This window comes from Kistimonas scapharcae (assembly GCF_039540975.1).
Taxonomy (GTDB): Bacteria; Pseudomonadota; Gammaproteobacteria; order Pseudomonadales; family Endozoicomonadaceae; genus Kistimonas; species Kistimonas scapharcae.
In genome coordinates, this window is record NZ_BAABFL010000430.1 from 1 (window position 1) to 20187 (window position 20187).

The 20187-nt window shown below is 47.9% G+C and carries 13 protein-coding genes; 8 read left to right on the forward strand and 5 right to left on the reverse strand.

Features of this window, described 5'->3' with window-relative positions; all coding sequences use genetic code 11:
- Window positions 1-54: 54 nt before the first annotated feature.
- Window positions 55-489, reverse strand: coding sequence for an enoyl-CoA hydratase/isomerase family protein (locus ABD892_RS17430; protein ID WP_345197239.1), 435 nt, complete (start codon window positions 487-489; stop codon window positions 55-57).
- A 146-nt stretch (window positions 490-635) separates the two neighbouring features.
- Here ABD892_RS17430 and ABD892_RS17435 point away from each other — a divergent pair, with 146 nt between their 5' ends.
- Window positions 636-1610 carry a LysR family transcriptional regulator gene (locus ABD892_RS17435; RefSeq protein ID WP_345197240.1) on the forward strand — a complete coding sequence of 325 codons (975 nt, stop codon included), beginning with the start codon at window positions 636-638 and terminating at the stop codon, window positions 1608-1610.
- 86 nt (window positions 1611-1696) lie between these two features.
- Here ABD892_RS17435 and ABD892_RS17440 read toward each other — a convergent pair whose 3' ends face one another.
- Complete coding sequence (locus ABD892_RS17440) at window positions 1697-2836, reverse strand: hypothetical protein (RefSeq protein WP_345197241.1); 1140 nt, start codon at window positions 2834-2836, stop codon at window positions 1697-1699.
- Window positions 2837-3526: 690 nt separating this feature from the next.
- Window positions 3527-3661, reverse strand: coding sequence for a hypothetical protein (locus ABD892_RS17445; protein WP_345197242.1), 135 nt, complete (start codon window positions 3659-3661; stop codon window positions 3527-3529).
- On the opposite strand from ABD892_RS17445, the gene ABD892_RS17450 reads away from it, so the two are divergent.
- Window positions 3660-5570 (forward strand): C2H2-type zinc finger protein, encoded by a 1911-nt coding sequence (locus ABD892_RS17450; RefSeq protein ID WP_345197243.1) that lies wholly within the window; start codon window positions 3660-3662, stop codon window positions 5568-5570. The genes ABD892_RS17445 and ABD892_RS17450 overlap by 2 nt on opposite strands.
- Before the next feature lie 555 nt (window positions 5571-6125).
- Here ABD892_RS17450 and ABD892_RS17455 read toward each other — a convergent pair.
- On the reverse strand, window positions 6126-6971 hold the full coding sequence (locus ABD892_RS17455) for a helix-turn-helix transcriptional regulator (protein ID WP_345197245.1): 846 nt from the start codon (window positions 6969-6971) through the stop codon (window positions 6126-6128).
- 94 nt (window positions 6972-7065) lie between these two features.
- On the opposite strand from ABD892_RS17455, the gene ABD892_RS17460 reads away from it, so the two are divergent.
- From ABD892_RS17460 to ABD892_RS17475, 4 genes are read left to right on the forward strand one after another with little or no spacing between them, the layout of a single operon-like run.
- Window positions 7066-10830 (forward strand): ATP-binding protein, encoded by a 3765-nt coding sequence (locus ABD892_RS17460; RefSeq protein WP_345197247.1) that lies wholly within the window; start codon window positions 7066-7068, stop codon window positions 10828-10830.
- A 4-nt stretch (window positions 10831-10834) separates the two neighbouring features.
- On the forward strand, window positions 10835-11464 hold the full coding sequence (locus ABD892_RS17465; protein ID WP_345197249.1) for a hypothetical protein: 630 nt from the start codon (window positions 10835-10837) through the stop codon (window positions 11462-11464).
- On the forward strand, window positions 11464-12672 hold the full coding sequence (locus ABD892_RS17470; protein ID WP_345197250.1) for a hypothetical protein: 1209 nt from the start codon (window positions 11464-11466) through the stop codon (window positions 12670-12672). The genes ABD892_RS17465 and ABD892_RS17470 overlap by 1 nt, the downstream gene beginning before the upstream one ends.
- A complete protein-coding gene (locus ABD892_RS17475) occupies window positions 12669-13535 on the forward strand; it encodes a DUF7281 domain-containing protein (protein WP_345197252.1) in 867 nt (288 codons plus the stop codon). The genes ABD892_RS17470 and ABD892_RS17475 overlap by 4 nt, the downstream gene beginning before the upstream one ends.
- A 10-nt stretch (window positions 13536-13545) precedes the next feature.
- On the opposite strand, the gene ABD892_RS17480 is transcribed toward ABD892_RS17475, so the two are convergent.
- Window positions 13546-14708 (reverse strand): IS3 family transposase gene (locus tag ABD892_RS17480; protein WP_345197253.1). Its coding sequence is split into 2 segments (ribosomal slippage): window positions 13546-14453 and window positions 14453-14708, totalling 1164 coding nucleotides; the frame shifts between segments, so codons are not numbered across the junction.
- Window positions 14709-15164: 456 nt separating this feature from the next.
- Between ABD892_RS17480 and sbcD the strand changes: the two genes are divergently transcribed.
- Together sbcD and ABD892_RS17490 are read left to right on the forward strand one after the other, a co-directional pair.
- On the forward strand, window positions 15165-16418 hold the full coding sequence (sbcD, locus tag ABD892_RS17485) for an exonuclease subunit SbcD (RefSeq protein ID WP_345197255.1): 1254 nt from the start codon (window positions 15165-15167) through the stop codon (window positions 16416-16418).
- Complete coding sequence (locus tag ABD892_RS17490; RefSeq protein WP_345197256.1) at window positions 16415-20095, forward strand: SbcC/MukB-like Walker B domain-containing protein; 3681 nt, start codon at window positions 16415-16417, stop codon at window positions 20093-20095. Before sbcD ends, ABD892_RS17490 begins: the two co-directional genes overlap by 4 nt.
- The last annotated feature ends 92 nt before the right edge of the window (window positions 20096-20187 follow it).

The following is a 20187-nucleotide window of genomic DNA, read 5'->3' on the forward strand; positions in this document are numbered from 1 at the left end:
ATCAGTGTTCAAGACTTACCAGAATGGGTGTTCAAGAGTTACCAGAATCGGTGTTCAAGTTGTGCCAGAATACGCACCACCTGTAGGAATATTGATATACAGTTCAGGCTGGGCAAAAGCTGCATTCTCAGTGCCGTACGATAAATCGCAGGCCATGACAAATTCATCGCCTCCCCCGCGCGCATAACCATCAACAATACATACGGATAACTGTTGCATTGATTTAATGTTATGAATCAAATGGCTAAATTCAATGCAGGCCGCTTGGCCACCCGGCGTACCGTTGATGAGGGTGATATCAAGATGAGCCAGGAAAAAAACAGGGTTCAATGATTTGAAAACTACTACCGTCGTATCCCTGTCATCTTTCAATGACAGGATAAATTTATTTAATTCATTAATCAGGTCAATGGTTAATAAATTGATCGGCTTATTATCAATAGAGACATAAGTGATTTTTCCCTCTTTGCTGATTGCGATTTTGCTCATTACAACAACCTTTTGTGAGAATGTGAATGGACCTGTTTGTCAGACAACTGACTGGCATAAGAAATATAGGGAAAAACGACGGCTGGAAAATGGACAGATAAGCATTATATTGTTGTCACAATGGCAACAATGCGAACCAATGACGCATGGGGTTTACTGAGCGCTTACTACTCTTTCTGCGCGTGGCAGAGGCAAAATCGTTCACGAGTGCTGCAGAGCAAATGCAAGTCAATCGCTCGATGGTTTCAAAACAAATACACAAATTAGAAAATGAGCTTGGTATACGCCTGCTCAACAGAACGACGCGGTCTATGTCATTGACAAATGCTGGCAACGAGATACTGGTTCAAGCTAAGCGTTTGCGTACAGTCCTTGATGAAACGAGACTACAGGCACAATGCTTTCACTCAAAACCCATGGGTTCCTTAAGGATTAACAGTACCTGCCACTTCGGGCGTCATTATGTACAGAAGGCCGTGGTTCACTATCAAACATTATATCCCGACATCAGCATAGAGCTGAGGCTGGAAGACAAGATGGTTGATCTTATTGCCGAGAACTTTGATATTGGGTTCCGAACAGGTTATTCAGCGGATTCAAGCCTTATTTATAGAAAGCTGGCCAGAAACCGCCTTCTTATTGTTGCCTCGCCCGATTTTTTACAACGGCAGGGCACGCCGCAATCTGTAGCGGAACTTGAACAATTGCCCGCAGCCGTTTACTCGTTTAACGGGCGTTTGATGGATAAGTTTAAATACTATGACACTAACGGAGAAGAATCTTACCTCCACCTGAATGCCATTTATAAAACGAACGAACAGGATGGTATGCTAGAGGCCGCCATCAGTGGCAATATGTTAGCCGTTGTGACCGCCGAAATGATCAATGATGAAATCCTGGAGGGGAAGCTCATTCCTGTGATGACACACATCAATCTGGCTGACTTTGGTACGTTTTATGCCGTTTATCCTCACAGGGATTTACCCCTTAAATCCCGCCTGTTTCTCGATGTCATTCAACAAATGATTGGTGAGGGAACGCCTGTATGGGAGCAGCGTATACCCGAGTTTGAAACACTGTATGTAACAACAAAAAATCCGTCAGTACTGAACTTAAGCTAACACCCAAGTCAGCTTCTTTAGTGATAAAGAATAATTAATAAACAGATAAAACAAGAGCTGATACCTGACAGTTCAAGCGTCTGCGTTTATCGATAAATAAAGCGCTGGAAACAAGACGGCGTTACTTCCATGGACTGAACACCGGTTATTCTCGGTTTCCAGGATATATCCCACCTCGTAAAGGCCCTTTTCCATGCCTTACGATTGCCGGATGAGCACTTGAAGGGACCCATCTGGCACAGTGGGACTGGCATGTTTTTCACCAGCCATTGAACCATGAGATTTTGTGCCCACACGGCCTTATCGATGTCCTCCCATGTGACGATGTGCTTCATCTCCTCAAATAATCTTTTAAGCTCTCTAAGTTCATTGAATCGAGTTGTATTTTTGGTACTTTCATCCACATAAGCCCGTCGGTAAAGTACTCTCGTGTTGCGAAGCACATCCCGCCACCCCGGCGTAAGCGACATCACGACTTCCATATCATTACAAACCGTCGTCACTGACATATTGTCAGGGAGAGTCATAAGCCGGAATTGGTTTTTCTGCTCGAGTGTCGATGTCGAAGGCAGGCTGTTATACAGTTGGGTAAACTCGTGCTCAATAGCCCTGTTTTCCTTCTCAAGATTGGCTTGCAGGTTTTCCAAAGACGCCACTGTATCCTCTTGTTTCGGTTTTCTGTCGGTCAACGTAGAAAAAACGATGGGCTCAATGGGAGGCATTTCGCACCATGTCACATATTGGTTATGAAAATTAACAACATCCCGTAATAAAAGCGTCTTCTTTATTAAGTGCAGACGTTCCTGGTTGGCCTTGTCAATGCTTTTGATCACCTCACTTTTGTGCAGGTGTTCCGTGCTTGAATATATATTGCTTACTTTTAATTTTATTGCCTCCAGGAGAGAGAGTTCACTTTGGGCTTTCCTTTGCGCTAATCCAACGTAGACGAGACGATAAGCCTGTTCTCCATCGGTTGCCTGCTTTATATCGAAGCCCGCATCAAGGAGCATGGCTTTAAGCGTGGTATACAAGGGGGCCGTTGGTGGCTTCCCCTTCAGCAATGCAGCGATAAACGCCTGGAATTGTTCATAACTATCATGCATGTTTAGTTGGTCTACCTGATAACCCTTTTTCCCTGTGGGGATCTCAGTAAGAAATTGTTTGATAACAGGGTATTTGATGAAACTATGCTTTAAGTCTTCCCCATGTCGTTCTGGGGCTTCCATTACATGTTCATTCAACGTTTTTTTCAGCCGTTTACCGAGAGCAGGGTGTGAGTATTTGTAGAATTTTTCACCGAGTATTTGCGCATCAAACGTAGCAACCGTTCGCACGTTGCCGGTTGTCGCTGAGCGTGTAAGGTCTCCCAGAGAGGCTGTAAGACTTCTGAACATTGAAGTGGAAGTGGGTGTTAATTCTAATGTTTCAGTCTCCGTGTCGACACTGCTGGATGGCAGTTCTCCGCTTCTCCTGGATGGCATGAGATGAGCAAAGGAAGGAAACCGGCTGCTAATACTGCTCAGGTTAGACGTCGACATGAGTTTTGAAAACACAGTGAATACCAATAAATTAAAAACTAAAAATCTATAAATACAGTGTATCTAACGGCAATAACAATTATTCAATGGGTTAAGGTTGTTCACATTATGCTTACATTCAATTATCGAAACTAAAAAGGCAAGTGTTTAAACTAACAAAATCGAATGGAAGAGCTAACAAAGTTTATTATGGTGTATGGCAAGGGTTATTTTGTTTTGTAAGCAATAATAATCCTCAATGAAAACGAAAAGGAATGTGGTATTCGACCAGTGATGCTTATCGACTGGTTAGTGACATGAATGTATGACTTGGTAGTTTTACGAATCGCCAATAATTAGTTGGCTGGATTTTTTTGTCGTCTCGCGGGTCTTGGTATTTCACATGGAACGTAGGACACCGGTATCCTCTTCTCTGGTAACCTCATCGGCTATCACGGTGACTGCTTCCACAACGGTAATAGACACACTGACGCCCCAGCCATCGACAACGGCAGGCTGTACGCCGCACGTCATGTTCACTGCCAGAACTATTACTGTCAGTAGCGATTCGAGGCCAACCCGTGACCCGCTACTTGGCCAGCGGAGCGAAGCATCTGAACGTATTTTGAGTCCGGCTTTTATCCTGCCTGCTGTCGATGACGTAAAGCGCTCAAGCAGTCGTCCATCAAGGCAGGATTCCCCACCGTTTTTTTTCTCTCCGGAAACAGCGTTTCAATCACAGGGCTTGCTGTCTGAGGTATTGCCACTTTCTCCAACACCTGTCTTCAATCAGCCTCTGGAAATGGTGTCCGACATGGGAGCATGTGGTGAATGTGTCAGTGAAGGGCAACGGGAAGCGTTGCCTGCCCGGGAAAGTATGCAGTGCAGTGAGGAAACCGGGGAAACATCAGTACAGGCTGGAAGCATACAAGAATCCTCCCAGGTAGAAATGCCAGCCGTTATCAACGCGGAAGTGTCGGTTGATACACCACTGGCATCGGTTGAAATGGAACCGGGGACGACGCGTCCGCTGGATATTCTGGCCATGGCGATGGCCGAGATTCACTCACCTGTTCCTGGACGGGGCGATCGTGAGTGTGTGGCACGATCCGACATGATGCGCCAATGTCCGACGAGTGCGGCTGCCACATCATCGGGTGTTAGCCCACCAAAGAGAAGGAAAAAGGTGACGGGTCAGAAGAGCGGAAAGTCTGGCTCATCCTCTTACCAATGTGGCCGGTGCCATCGCGGTTTTCGCATCGTTGCTCACTATACAGCGCATGAAATGAAATGTAAGGAAATGGGGGGGGGCGTTAAGTCCACGAATGTCCACAAGTCCCCGGCCGCATCCGCCATGGTGTTACCGCCAACAGCCCTTTCAGCGCCGCAGAGGGAAACAGAACCGCTAAGCCACTGGGCATGTCATTTGTGCGATAAGACATTTTCGCTTGAAAGGAGCTTGAAAATTCACCTTGATCTTCATGAGCGGTATGGAGCCCGGCAGATCCCTGAGCAATCCATCGCGCCGGGAGAAAAGGAGGAAACCCCGCCATCGGACGCGTTACATCAGCCGATACGGTGTAATGTTTGCGGTGAAACGTTTGGGTTTGAAGCGACCCTGCAATATCACATGCTCTGTCGTCATGAGCCACTTCTGACCAGAGAGGCGTATGCTCGTTGGGCAGAATCCATACGTAAAGTGCTTTCTCCGCCTCCGGCATTGGAAACGAATCCAATGCAAACCGGCACTACGGAAACGGGGGGGAGAATAAGGACTGAAAGGATAAGCCCCCAGGATACACTGGATTTAGCCTCACGGTGGCGACAAAGCCGATATCGTTGTAGTTTATGCCGTGAGGAGTGTGCGACAGAAAGCTTGTTAAATAATCATATTCAGCTCCATTTTATGACGCTGTGTAATCCGCTGCCTGAGAATTTGAAAGTCCCTATTCCCAGGTTGAAACCGTCGGAAATGTCAGCCACTTGCGAAAAGGGCAAAAGGAATAAGTCCGTTTCGTCGAAAAGCGCGCCGGCAAAACAGGGACAAAAGATTCGATGTGCCATTTGTGCCCGGGAGTTTTCTACGCATTACAAACTTGTCATGCACGGGCGGGCCAAACACAGCGGTCAAAAAATCCAGGCAGCAACTTCGGTAGCCACATCGCCGCTTACCACACGTGTTGCCACTGCAACGGTTACATCCATTGCGGCATCCGGTACGGGGAGAACAGCCACCTCGTCACCACGATCTGGCACATCAACTCAGCCACCCCCTGTTCCCACGACAGACTTGCCTTCAGCACCTATGTCTTTTTATGATTTTGAAGATATACCCAGCGTCGAGGCGGGAGTTATTCCTATCAATGAACCCGGTACATTGCTGATTCCGATGTCCCCGGGTTTGAGTACACCGCCGCCCCCATTGGATGGGGACGAGACATAAAATAGTGGCATGGCTATTTGCTGTATCTGTCAACAAAAAGTCAGCTGTCGTTAAGTGGCGGGTTCTCGCCAGACCTTGGCGGGAGTTAAGAGCCATAATATTGATGGCTCTTAACATGTTTGGGATAGAAACTAGCTTGTTTTCGCTATAGATAGCGACGTTACACCCAAAATTTCCTCATGATCCTTTCAAAATAGATTGACAAATTGATATTTACAAAATCCCATTAAAATCAGTGTGTTGTGTGATCCTTGGGATCTTCATAAAAAACATTATTTCAAAATAGTTTGACAATTTTTTCTATGTAATTCACTAAAGAATGACAAAAAAAACTCCATTATGTAACCTGTTGAAAATATTGGAATTTATTTTTCATGTTTATAGATGGAAGACTCTTAACCTATTATCGAGCGCTATAACAAGCGTCTTTCGATGTCCACGTTTACAAACGTAGAGGGTCTTCTGGTCGGTCCCCCTAGCTACCATCTATGCATTACAGGCTCTCATGGCTAAAGATGCGTACAAATTTGTATTTTTGGCTGCTTACAACCTTGTCTATTGCGTCATAAACCCTGGCGCGATCACCATTGAAGAAATATCTACCAACTCATGCCTGTTCAGGAGCACAAATGGGAACTGGTTGTGATCCATCTTTTGGCTCTCTGAGCAGTCCACCCGTAATGAACTCAATAAAAAGCCAGTCATCGCTTCGGATGTCCTGATGTTGATAAGTGGCTTGCCTTCAAGGCCCAGATCGCTCAAAAACGCTTTAGTATTTTGATGGTTAGGGTGGGGCGCGATGGTGATAGTTACTAAATGGACCCACGAACGATCACTCTCCTGACCTATATATGGTGCATCCAAAGCATCCTTCGTTTCCAATAACCTGCTCAAGCGAAAATTCCGAAACTCTCTCTTGTCCTCGTCATAAGCTCGTGTATACCAGTAGAGTCCGTTAGTCATAATGGCGTGAGGATGTATACGCCGGTGGGTTGTTCCACTGTTAGCACTGCAGTATGAAACATCTACTGCTCTGTGATTTGCTATTGCCCGGGTTATGGCACTGACATAATTCTGGTTCATTCCGTGAGGGAGTGAAAATTGATGCTGACAACCAAAACCAGGATTTTTGTGTTCTATTGGCCAGGTTTCTGTGGTTAGGAACGTGAGTACGCTCGGTATGTCATGCTCATATGCTGCAGTGAACTCGGGTGTAGCCTCATAGCGCTTTTTGTTTTGATTTAAGAGTAGGTTTTTGGGGTAGGCAGCTTTGTAGGTTTGAAAATCACGACTAGCCGTAGCCGTCCCAATATCTATTTGACTGATCAGATCTTGCCGATTGCAGTACCCCAAATAGGTAAGATACATATCGATTAGGCGTCTACGGTCAGTAAAGTACATGCTATAACCCTTATCAAAATGACCTGTATGAATGTGTAGTATCGTATCATTTGATTCTTGTGTATGCTAGGCAGATTGAACTGGAGGGCATCTCTTGGAACCGTTAGGGCTGATTTCGATTTCACTCTGTAACAGTTATATTCGAGGGAAGATTGTAGAAATCCTCGTGGACGATCATACGAACCTTTCAGGTGGTAATGGCAAAGGAAAAACGTCCGCCCTCCAACTTATTCCATGCTTCTACGGACACTCTCCGGAAAAATTAGTTTCTACAGCGGCCGGAAAGTCATCCTTTATTGATTTCTATCTGCCCTCCCAGAGCAGTATGATCGTTTTCCATTACCGCCGCGGCGACGGTGATCGTACAGTTGTCATGCTCAGGCACCCGTCCCAGAAAATTATTTATCGTTTTATCAGTACATCGCCCTTAGAAAGCCTCTTTCAGCCAGACTGGATGGACAAGATCAAATCCGGGAGTAGTGCTCATGAGCTTCTCAATGATCTGAAAATAAGCAACGAGAAATTTAATGTTTCTCGCATCATCGAAAACATTACTGACTACCGCTCTATCATTCAAAATGACCGGAAGCTTCGCCAAGCAAGCGGCAAACGGCAATTGATCGCCCTTGCCTGGGAATACAGCCTTGGAGGTTCAGATACCTCAAGTGTTTGCCAGGACATGGACTATCTGACCTATGCTATTTTAAAGCGGTCAAACATGATTGATCGCCTTAAAATGATGATCATCAATACGCAGTTTGACAGTGTTGTTCCTACGCTCCCACACCATAACGATGACAATTCGCTGATTTCTAACATACGTTCCATTCGGGATTTTGAAGAAAGCAAGGTAGAGAGCATACGACAGGCTATTGATAGTTATCATGCTCTGGATGTAGATCGCAAAAGTATCCAGGGCTATCAAATGTTCCTGTCGACTGCGTTGCCAGATATTAAAGAGCAGCGGGAAACTATCATTGCCCAACAATCCGTGCTGGAAGAAGAGTACCAATCCTTTGTTGAAATGACAGGCAGAGAGCTGGCTGATCTGGAGCATGATGAGAAAAAAATGCAACGTACGGTCAACCTGCTTGATACAGAGATTAATGCACTATTGGATGAACAGAACAAATGGGCGGATGAAGATATTCAGGCAAAAATAGCTCAGGTTGAGCAACTTCCATCTTACAAAGAGGCTGCCAAGGCTGCACGAACCTATCTGGAATCGTTATCGGAAGAGCAGGTATCCATAGAAGACTGGAAGCGAGAGCAAATTGAACGGGTCACTGCGCTCTGCGAGAAGTCAGAAAAAGATATTCTTAGAAGCATCTCCAGCCAACAGGACGTTAAGAAAAAACTCGAATCGGAAAAAGAGAGCAAGCTACACCAGATTGAGCGTGCTTTGAATGATGCATTGAACGTCCTGAAAGATGAACATTACCAAAACGAAGTTAGCCTTAGAGAGCGGATTTTTGGCATCAGGGTGCTTATTGATACACGAGCATCGACCGAGGGCGAGCGCCGGCAGGAAGAGCAAGCCCAGCAGGACTTTCAGGAACGAAAAACTGAGTTTGAACAGGCCAACAGCTGCTTCGCTACCCTTCGTGGCGAAATTGATCAACTTGAGAGTGATTTCAGGGAAATCCATATTGAGCTTGATCAGGCAAGAACAGCGACCCAAATCCAGGAAAAACATATAGAAACACTGCGGAAGACACTTTTTCCTGAAAAAAATACGCTACTGAGTCATTTGAGATTAAACAAGCCTGACTGGGTTAATAATATTGGCCGCCTTATTCAACCTGAAATCCTTTCTCGAACAGACCTCGCCCCGACACAACATGAGCAATTGGGAGATGATCTTGATTTCTACGGGTTAAGCCTTGAGCTCGATCACCTGCAAAAAGTCGATGCAGCCAGGGATGAAGACGACCTTCGCAGTACATTGGAAGCTGCAGAGGAGAAACTTCAGAGCCTACAGACCCAAGAAGACAAGATAGGAGTATCAGCAACAGATCAGGATAAGAAGATCAAATCCCTTAAAAGAAAGCTGGTTAGCTTGAAAGCGGAGAGAGATCAGGCTGAACAACGCATGATCAGCGCCAGGGATGGTATTGCTGTGGTGAAGTCTGAAATTCAGACTGCCATTAACAGCCGGGATCAGGAATATCGGCACGAGCTGGGGCAATTTGAAAAATCTCTGAGAGATTTGAAAAAAACTTATGAAAACCGTATCGACAATGAGAAATCAGTAGCTCAAGAGGAGAAGGATGAATTCATTAGTCTTATAGCCAGCAAGATATCCGATATTGATGACAGGATAGGCTCTTTGCAGCTGGAGAGAGAGAAGGTACTTGAAGACAAGAAGGCATCCGTTCGTCAAATAGAACTGGATTATAAGCTTCGATGCAAAAAGGCCGGCGTTGATGATGAAACTCTCAGTGCTGCCGGAAGATCTCTCAGAGAAAAAGAGGAGTGCATTAAACTAACGGAAAGTTATCAGGAGACCCTGTCAATTTATGATAATTGGCTGCAGAAAGAGTGGTCCCAATACGATAAGTGGGCTGAGGAGCTGATTACGGCCAAAAAAGAGCTGGCTGCAACCACGACCAAAATAAAAAATCTTGCTGATACCAAAAAGGCTCACTATGAGAGTTATACATCGACGGCGAAAAAACTGAGCAACCAGTTAAATCGGCAAAACAGTCACCTAAAAGTCATAGCCGATGTGCTGGAGCAAGTCCCAGTTGATGTAAATAGCCGCGTTAAGCAACCGTCCGGACTGCGTCTTGATAATATCGAAGCCATAGTGTCTGATCTCGAGGCCCTGATAAACAGGTATAGAAAACTACGAAGAGAGCTTATCAATAGCACTCGTGCCATTCACAGCATGATACTTAATCGTGATGGCTCTCAGCTGACGGAGTATTGGGTCAACCGTTCCAGCGAGCTGCTCACAAAAATGCAGCTGGTTCACCCGGATCTGAATGAGGACTCCGATCCGTATCTTCTGGAATTGCTTCCCAACCTCGAAAAGCTGATCGAAGGGCAGCTTCCCTCGTTAAGAGACGCGCTGATCACATCAACAGAGCTGGCGATGAGCCGTATCAACGACTACATCGAAAATCTTCAGTTGATTGACAGCGAGGCTAAACGCATCACAAGACGGCTTCACAGTAGCCTGAATGTTGGTCAGCGGATACCTGCCCTTTCCGACATTCGTATTGTTCTATCGAGCAAGATTCATGAAATGGACGGCTGGCATGATTTTGAACGCTTCCGGCGCATCTACGACAAAAATCACATCCCTCAAACCCGAAGCCTCCCGACTGTCGAGCTGGAGCGAGAGCTTGAAAACATTCTTGTCATTACCAGAACCGCCACCAATAAAAAACAAGAATTGAAAAATCTGATTGTCATGACGCTTTCCATGGTCGAAAACGGCCGGGCGATTGATATACGTAACGATAAAGACTTCAACGATGCTTCTTCGAATGGTTTGAGTTATCTGGCGGTTATTGTCATTTTCCGTGCGCTTGCTCGGTACCTGTGTCCCGAGCAACGTATTCGCCTGGCATGGCCTGTCGATGAAATCGGCACACTGGATGCCAGTAACCTGTCTCTCCTGTTCGAGATGCTGCATGAATCCAATATAACAATGATTGGGGCGGTACCGACGACGGATCCTGTCACACTCCGGCACTTTACGTATAAGTGGATAATCGATAGAGACAGAGGAATAAAAGCCTTCCAGAGCACAAAACGATCAATTGACCAGGCGGTGGACAGGATACGGGCCCACTCAAATACTGAGCCTAAGGACGGTGTAGCAGAACCTCAGTATGAAGAGGTGCTATAGGATTATGAGTCAATTTACCAATCTTGCCATTCAACATTTCATGAGCACACCATTCGTTTGTCGCTATACGAATGAGGATATCTTTAATGCCCTGGAGCGTGATGAATTTAGAGAGCAGGTCAATCAGACACTGGCCATCTTTAACAGGGCAGTGATTCAAACTCGGGCTGGGAATGCTTATGTGTGCTGTTACAACACCGCTGATACACAGGAGTCCAAAACGGCTATAAGGGAACATTTCCGAATTTCCGCTCAGGACTTGCAACCGTTGGTTCTGTTTCTTGGCCTATGCCAAAGCAGCTCTCCATCTTCAAAACCGGTTAAGCCTGGTTCTAAAGTCAGTAAAGGCGAAATTCTTACTGCAGTTCAGGGAAGTGACACATTGTTGAGACAGCTGGATCAGATCCGGCATAGTCGGCTGCTCTCTTCATCGGCTACAGATGCTACCAACATTCTCGGACAGGTACTCAAAAGGCTTAAGGATCTTGGTTACCTCAAATCCATAGGTAGTGGAGAGCTTCAGTATACGGCCACTGGTCTGTGGGATGTGCTTTATGAGCAGTTACAGTTTATCCAGCAATACCATGAAATCAGCTCAGCTGACGAGGAGTACAAGCAGGAGAACCTCATTTAATGAGTGCCCGAGACCGCGTAATTACACTGATCAACACTTTGCACACTAACAGGGAGCTGATAGCTGATCTCTATCTTAATCAAGAGACCAGCGTTTTCGATCCATCTCTATCTCTGAAAACCATTCAGAAATTACAGCAGCACAAGTTGATCTGGAACCTGGACGATGAAGACAGAATTCATCTATCCAGCACGCTTTCAAAACTTATTGATAACGCTTTCCAGTTCGACCGCGTCATGCTTTCCGGTGCCACTGCAGTACCACTGTACGACGAAATTTGCACCAGCATGACTCACTATCGTGTGGCCAAGACAGAATCGGACAGAGGTGAGTTAAAACGCCGCATCCGGGAAAACTGCATTCACTTTATCCAGACATTACAGGAAGACATCAGCTGGTTTTCCCGCTATATCGAGCGCGGCTACGGTATGATCGACAGTTTTGAAATACGCCTTTCCCTAAATAAGCGCGTAATTGAAAAAGCCGAGAAGCTCAAAGACCTGCTGGAAAACATTGATATGGGGACTTTGCAGAAGCAATCAGGCGGTGATATCGTCTTACGTCCCCTCTTTTACCGATATCTCCCTCAGGCACGTACATCGGGCTTGAAAGAGTTGCGTAATATCGTTGCCAACCTTCGTCACTTAATGACCCGGATTCTGGAAGAGAAGGAGATAAGCAGTCTGGTGCTCGCATTCGTTAACTATTACGAGCAACACCCAGACTTCGTGCCAGAAGAGCCATTCTCACTGTTTTCTGAGCGCCAATGGCATCTCAGCAGTCCAGGGATGACTCCAGCTTTCCCGCCTATTCATGATGATGAATGCCTTGAAGATCTCACTTCTTTGCTTGCGCAGCTGCATTTGAACCCCAAGGAGCAGAGTAAAACTGAGGATACTGCAGACCGAGCTATGACAGATAACCGCAGTCATGAGGTCGTGGAGGTGGTACCCGACGTGTTCTACCAGGCGGCTGCCGCTATGTTATCGGTTGTCGAAGAAGATGGCGTGGTTCTCATGGCATCCAACGTATATGAGCAGATGCAATTTCAAGAGGAATATGAGCTTTGGCTTTTTGCGTTGAGTAACTATCTGTTTGGTTTGCCAGAAACACAGCGAGCCAGAATCAGCGTTGATTACACCGAAATCGAGGATGCCGTTTTTACTGGAAACAGTATCGTCACTGACATTAAGGTTTGTGCTGTATGAATTTGAGCCGCCAGCAGCTGCAGGCTATTCGAACCTTAATTCGGAGCCACCAACAAGAGCGCCAATATAACGCGGTTTGGCGATCTATTCACGAGACCTATGGACTGGGGACGGTGACTGGGAGAAAGATTCAATTCGGTTCTCCTGATATACGTAGGCTTCAACAGCTTGTTGAACGGGATACCGGGCTTAACCTGATGACCGATGACTTATCTGGTAATCGTGTTGAGCTGGCAGGAAGGACAGCTAATGAAAAACTATCAGGACAGGCTGTTTTCTCTGATTTGATATGGGTCAGAGCACCGACCCATGGTTTGCTCAGAATTTCTGATGCTGATGTTGTTACGCCACCTAGTAGTATTCTGGCGGTTTCCGGAGATGTGGAACTATCTAAAGATGTGCCGTTAATAGTGGTTGAGAACGGCATAGTCTTCAGGTATTTCAATCATTACGCCCTCCCAGAGTCTCTGCGTTCAGCTGTCATAATTTACCGCGGTCATGGCCTGCATGCACGATATGTACTCGATCTGATTCAGCGTGAAAAAGGTCGTAGAAAGGTCGTTGGATTTTTTGACTTTGATCCTGCGGGTCTATGCCTTAGCCTGGATACAGGTGTTTCATACATTCTGATACCTCGACTTTGGCGCGACCCTTTAGACCAGCACAAGATGAAGCCCTTCAACAAGACTTGTGAGTTTGTAAGTCAGCAAGCAACGTTGAAAGCGCGGGCCGAGGCTTATACCGGTACTTTCAAAACAATAGCCGATGCTATGCTGAAGCAAGGTTGGTCTCTGACACAGGAACATATCATGGCCCATACCCTTGAGATGGAGATCTGCATGGTTGATGACCATGCTTGTTAGAGTGTAGCGGTCAACAATTCCCGGAGAATAAGTTAAGCCGATTCTCAGCCAAGGTAAGCGGTAGTCCACCATTATGATGATGTGGTCGCCGCCAGTTGTAATAATCCATCAGGTAATAACTGATATCCCGTTTCGCCTGCTCCAGGGTTGGGTAGCCTGACGCCGGAATCCATTCAGTTTTCAGACTCCTGAATAAACGCTCCATCGGGGCATTATCCCAGCAGTTACCACGGCGACTCATACTCTGTCTCATGCGATAGCGCCATAACCGTTGCCTGAAGATACGACTGGCATACTGGCTGCCTTGATCTGAGTGGAACAGCAGGCCTGAAGGCTTACCACGATGCGCATAAGCCATATCCAGTGCGGTTATGGCCAGTGAAGCATCCGGTCGTTCGGACATGGCCCAACCGACAACCCGGCGACTGTATAAATCCAACACTGTCGCCAGATAGCTCCACTTGCAGCCTGTCCAGATATACGTGATATCACCGCACCACGCCTGGTCGGGAGCTTTCACATCAAATACCCGATTCAGACGGTTTGGAATGTCCAATCGCTCTACTGTTGCCACCTTATAGTTGGGTGAGCCCGGCTGTTTGCACACCAATGCGGCCTCTTTCATTAACTGACGCACTTTATAGCGTCCGATGATATGTCCTTGTTCACGCATCATCAGCGTCAGTGTTCTGCTGCCAGCAGAAGAACGACTTGCAGTAAAGAGCCGGTTGACCTCACTTCGAAGATGCAGGCGTTCAACATCTATGGACTGTTTTCGACGTAAATGGTCATAAAAGCAAGATGGGGCAATATCAAATACTGAGCAGACCAGTTCCACCGTTTCCTGCTCCCTCAATTGGCTGATCAGCTCGTACGTTCGAGTTCGTCCGACATTAAGAGAGCGGTGGCCTTTTTTAATATGGCTTTCTCCCGTTCCAGCCGGTTCACACGAGCCTCCAGCTCCTGGATGCGTTTCTGCTCAGGTGTCAGAGCCTTGCCGGGAGGCGTGCAGCCTGAACGCTCTTGTTGCAGCTGTTTAACCCAGCGTCTGAGCACTGTTTCACCGACAGCAAGAGAACGACTTGCTTCTGGTATGGAATAGTCCTGATCGAGTACCAGGCTGGCGGCTTCAAGTTTGAATTCTGCCGTAAAGGAACGACGCTTTCTGGTCATTGGACACCTCTTTTATGGCGGTGACTTTACCACCTAAAACGGTGTCCGGGATCATTAAACCACTACAGATACACCGGAAAAGAATGTTATTTTCTCAAACTGCGTAGGCGGCTGTTTTGCGTTGTGTTCGTGTTTTGCAGGACTTATGTACGGCTGCTTCGTCTAAGGCTTCTTTTGCTAGACGGCCTTTCCCTACTTTATTTAGAATTCTAATGATCTAGGTTACGTTGTAGTTTTCCTCTACCATCTTGCTATCTTTTAGACTTCGGTTAAGCCGAGAGGTGTTGCTAGAAACGAAGGTGGTTTCGGTGGCTATACAGAAAGTTCTGAGCCCTAGTTATCGATGTCCAGACACACATCAAGAGATAGCTGAGTTTTCAGTAATTATCATACTGTTTCCTATTCTGCTTTTAGTGTATTTTTTTTCACTCTGTTAATTCAATAACCAAAAGACTGATGCGAATTCTTCATACATCTGACTGGCATCTTGGTCAGCACTTTATGGGTAAAAGCCGGGAAGCCGAGCATAGGGTATTTGTTGACTGGCTGATAGAAACTATTAAAGAGCATCAGGTGAATGCCCTGATTATTGCCGGAGATGTTTTTGATACTGGCACCCCCCCCAGTTATGCCAGAAAAATTTACAGTCAATTTATTGTCAAACTACAAGATACCACGTGTCGTCAATTGGTTGTGTTGGGCGGCAACCATGACTCGGTGGCTACCCTTCATGAATCCCGCGAACTGCTGGCCTGCCTCAATACCTGTGTGGTGGGCGGCGTGACGCAGGATCTGGAAGAACAGGTGCTGGTGTTGGAGGATCAACATAGTCAACCCGGCGCCGTGCTGTGCGCCATTCCCTTTATTCGTCCGCGGGATGTGTTGGAAAGTCAGGCCGGTGAGTCAGGCGAGGCCAAGCAGCAGGCGCTGCAACAGGCCATTGCCGATCATTACCACGCGCTTTATACCCTTGCCAAAGAGAAAGCAGGCGATACCTTGCCGATTATTGCGACAGGGCATCTGACCACGATCGGGGGAGAGCTGACGGAGTCGGTCAGAGAGATCTATATTGGCACACTGTCCGCTTTTCCGGTCAGTGCGTTTCCCGAGGCGGATTATATTGCGCTCGGGCATTTGCACCGCCCTCAGAGGGTGGCAAATCAGGAACACATTCGCTATTCCGGCTCACCGATTCCGCTGTCGTTTGATGAAATCAAAACGGATAAGGAGGTCATTCTGGCGGATTTTGAGCATGGCCGAGTCAAAGCGATTCAGCCGATGCAGGTCCCGCTGTTCCGTCCACTGATCAGCCTCAAAGGCTCCCTGGTTGAGATCGACCAGGCACTGGAGGCATTACAAAAACAATCGTTTGACGCAGCGCTTTCCCCGTGGCTGGAGATTGAAATTATCGCGGATGATTATCTCTCGGATTTGCAGGGGCGTGTGGAGCGTTTGCTGCAGGAGAAAAAAGGGCTTTCGTCCTTTGAGTTGCTTCGGGTTCGCAGGCACCGTGAAAAAAGCCCAGCCTCACTGTCGCAAGCCCACTGTGAAACACTGGTAGAGCTGACGGCTGTCGACGTGTTTGAACAGCGACTGAAACTGGCCGACTTACCGCAGGAGCAAGCCTCCCGGCTGAACCATGCGTTTCAGGAAATACTGGCCTCACTGGATGAAGACCAGGACGTGGTTTTGGAGCAAGATGCCCGATGAAAATTCTCAGCCTACGTTTAAAGAATATTAATTCCCTGAAAGGGGAGTGGAAGATTGATTTCCAGACGCCGTCGTTTGCCAATAACGGACTATTTGCCATCACCGGCCCGACCGGGGCGGGAAAAACCACGCTGCTGGACGCCATCTGTCTTGCGCTCTATCACCAGACCCCGCGGCTTCATACGATTTCGGCCTCTGATAACGAACTGATGACCCGCCATACCGCTGAGTGCCTGTCTGAAGTTGAATTCGAGGTGAAAGGGGTAGCGTACCGGGCGTTCTGGAGCCAGCGTCGTGCGCGGGGCAAACCAGACGGCAAGTTGCAGGCGCCCCAGGTCGAACTGGCCCGGGCGAATGGCGAGATTATCACTACCCGTATCAACGATAAGCTGAAAACGGTCAGTGAACTCACGGGCCTCGATTTTGACCGATTCACCAAGTCGATGATGCTGGCGCAGGGAGGTTTTGCGGCGTTTCTTGAAGCCAGCGCCAATGACCGGGCCGAGTTGCTGGAAGAACTGACCGGTACCGAGATTTATGGCGAAATCTCCCGTCGCGTATTTGAACGGATGCGCAGGGAAGAAGATAGCCTTAAGCTGCTCAGGGCAAGGGCGGAAGGGGTTCAGCTGTTAAACGATGAGCGTCTGGCGGAACTGGTAGCGGAGCAGGCAGCGCTGAATCTTCAGCATGATAACCTGCTTAAGGAACAACAGGTTCTGACAGAACAGAATCGCTGGCTGGAACAACTGGCGAGCAGGCAGCAGGAGAAAACCGCGGCTGCCCGGGCCCATGAGCAGGCCATTCAGGCGCAGTCGGATAACCGTGAAGCACTGCTGAAACTGGAACAGGCGACACCCGCCATGGAAATCCAGCCGCAATTTCAGCGCTTTGTGGAACTGGAAACCAAGTTGGAGGCGGTGGCTCAGGGACTGACCAAGCAGCAATCGGAACAACAGAATGCCCAGCAACAGTACGATGCCATTGAGGCCCGTCATCAACAGCATCAGCAAGAGCTGGATACGATAAAGCAGGAACAGGCTGCCACGGAAACGCTGCTGGTCGAGCAGGTGATTCCCCTGGATGAACGTATCCGGCAAGTAACGGCAGATTTGCAAACCGTTAATGTAAAGATCACGGCCAGCCAGGCGGAGCAGGACAGCCTGCAAAAGACCGTTGCCAGTGAGGAAGCCTCCCTGCGGAACGTCATTGAGGCGCTGAACAAAAATCGTGATTACCTGAACCAGAATGTCCACCACCAGACACTGGGTGAACATCTGCCTCTGTTGCGCTCCTGGTTTGAACAGCGCGTTTCCCTCGAAACGAGTCAGCAGGCTACACAACAGAATAAACACAAAATTCAGGCATCCGTGGATGAGCTGACCCGGCAGATCGCCCTGACCAATGAAGCGCTTAATCGCTCCGGAAAGGCACTGGATGAACAAAAGCAACATTGGCAAACACGGGACAATGAAAAGCTGACGCTCCTTGACGGTGCGAGCGAAGACGCGATATTGGCTAAACAGCAGGAATGGCGTGATAAGCAACCGTTGTATCTTGCTATGGATAACTTGAGTCGACAGCAGGCCAGCCAGGTATCTGCATTGCAGAATGAGCAGAAACAACTCGAAACATTGCGGCAGTCGTTGACGCCATCCGAACAGCAGTTGAAAGCGCTTCGGGAGCAGTACCGTCATGTTCAGCAACATATTGCAGATATTGAAAAACTGTTGAAACAGGAACAACAGATCAACAGCCTGAGCGAGTACCGAAATCATCTTCAGGAAGGTGAAGCCTGTCCATTATGTGGCGCGACCGAACACCCGGCCATCGCCGAGTATCAACAGCTGGATGTGTCCGAAACTGAGCAGCGTTTGCAGGAAAAACGACAGGAACTAGAAACCGTGCGTGAAATGGGAGACCGCCAGAATAGCGAAGTCTCACGCTTGCAGGCACAGGTGGAAAGCACTGAAAAAGCCGTCACTTCCCGTCAGGAGCAACTGGCCAGTATTGAGTCTGAATGGGCTGAACGCTGTCGGGCACTGAATCTCCAGATACTTGTTGAAGATGCGGCGGCTTTCGTTGCTGTTCAGCAGCAGTTTGATGAATCTGGAACACGTATCAAGCAGCAGGTAGAACAACTCAATCGACTAAATCAACAGCTTCAAAAGGATCTGCAGCTGATCGACCAGTGTCAGCATGAGATAACCCGGCAAGAAAGCAGCCTGGCGCTGAACCGGCAGGCCATTGCAGAGTATGAACGACAGCTGGCAGAAAAGTCAGACCAGCTTGTTCAGGCGGAGCAGTCCCTAGTGCAGCTGGATGGGCGGATTCAATCGCTGGTCTCCGATGCGCTGGATCAACAGGCACCATCAGTGGTGGAACAGTCCGAGTGGCTTGAGCAACAGGAAGCCTGCTGGCTGACATGGCAACAGACGACAGCCCAACAAACGGAGTTACAGGAAAAGCACAACCAGATCGCCAGCCAGCTGGCCATGAAGGAACAGGAAAAACGACAGCTTGAGCAAACCCTTGAAGCGCTGACTCAGCAGCAGGCAACGCTACATGCCCTGCTAGAGAGTCAGAAAAAGGCACGTTATTCACTGTTTGGCGATAAAAACACGCAGATTGAACGGCAACGGATTAAGGAAAAGGTGACCGGCACTGAAAGCCAGTGCCAGACTAGTCAGCAGGCGATGCTGCAAATAAAGCAGACCATCAATCAACTGGTTGGCGCGATTACCCTGCAGACAAATGAAAAAGGTCAGTTGTCGGAAGCACTTCAAGCCGCCCAACAGGACTGGCAAACCGCATTAAACGATAGTCCGTTCAGAGATGCCGATCAATTCCGACAGGCATTACTGACTAGAGCTGAAAGGGAACAGCTGACCGAACTGAAAAAGCGCCTTGACCAAGCGTTGCATCAAACTCAGGCATTGCTGAATGCAGCAGACACCAGCCTCAAGGCGCACCTTGCCCAACCACTGACCGATCAGACACTGGATAAGGTACAGGAACAGTTGCAAGAACGGGGCAATCAGGTTCGCCTGATCAGCCAGCGTCAGGGCGAAATCACCCAGGCTCTGAAAGATGATCAGGATAAACGTCAAAACCAGGCCAGCCTGTTTAAGGCTATTGAAAAGCAGACAATACATTTTGAGACCTGGGATCAACTCAGTGGTCTGATTGGCTCCAGTAAAGGCGACAAATTCCGTAAGTTTGCCCAAGGACTGACGCTGGATCACCTGGTCGCGCTTGCCAACCGTCAGTTGGAAAATCTGCATGCCCGTTACCTGCTGAACCGGAAAGGTTCAGAAGAGCTCAGTCTCGAAGTGCTAGATACATGGCAGGGTGATACCGCCAGGGATATCAAGACACTGTCAGGTGGTGAAAGCTTCCTGGTCAGTCTGGCGCTGGCGCTGGGACTGTCCGACCTGGTTAGCCACAAGACTCGCATCGATTCCCTGTTTCTGGACGAGGGTTTTGGCACATTGGATCATGAAACCCTTGAGATTGCCCTCAATGCACTGGATGGCTTGAATGCCAGCGGTAAGATGGTGGGCATTATCTCACATGTGGAATCGTTGAAAGAGCGGATCCCAACAAGAATTGAGGTCAGAAAGGAGAACGGACTAGGATATAGCAGACTTGATCGATGTTTTGCTTACAAGCCTAGCTAGGAGGTGTCGATACCGGTGTTTGTCAACATAGTTGTCGCCCCAACTCAAGCCGCTTTCTTAAGTTGATCAGCTGAAGATCTGTCGGGATTAAG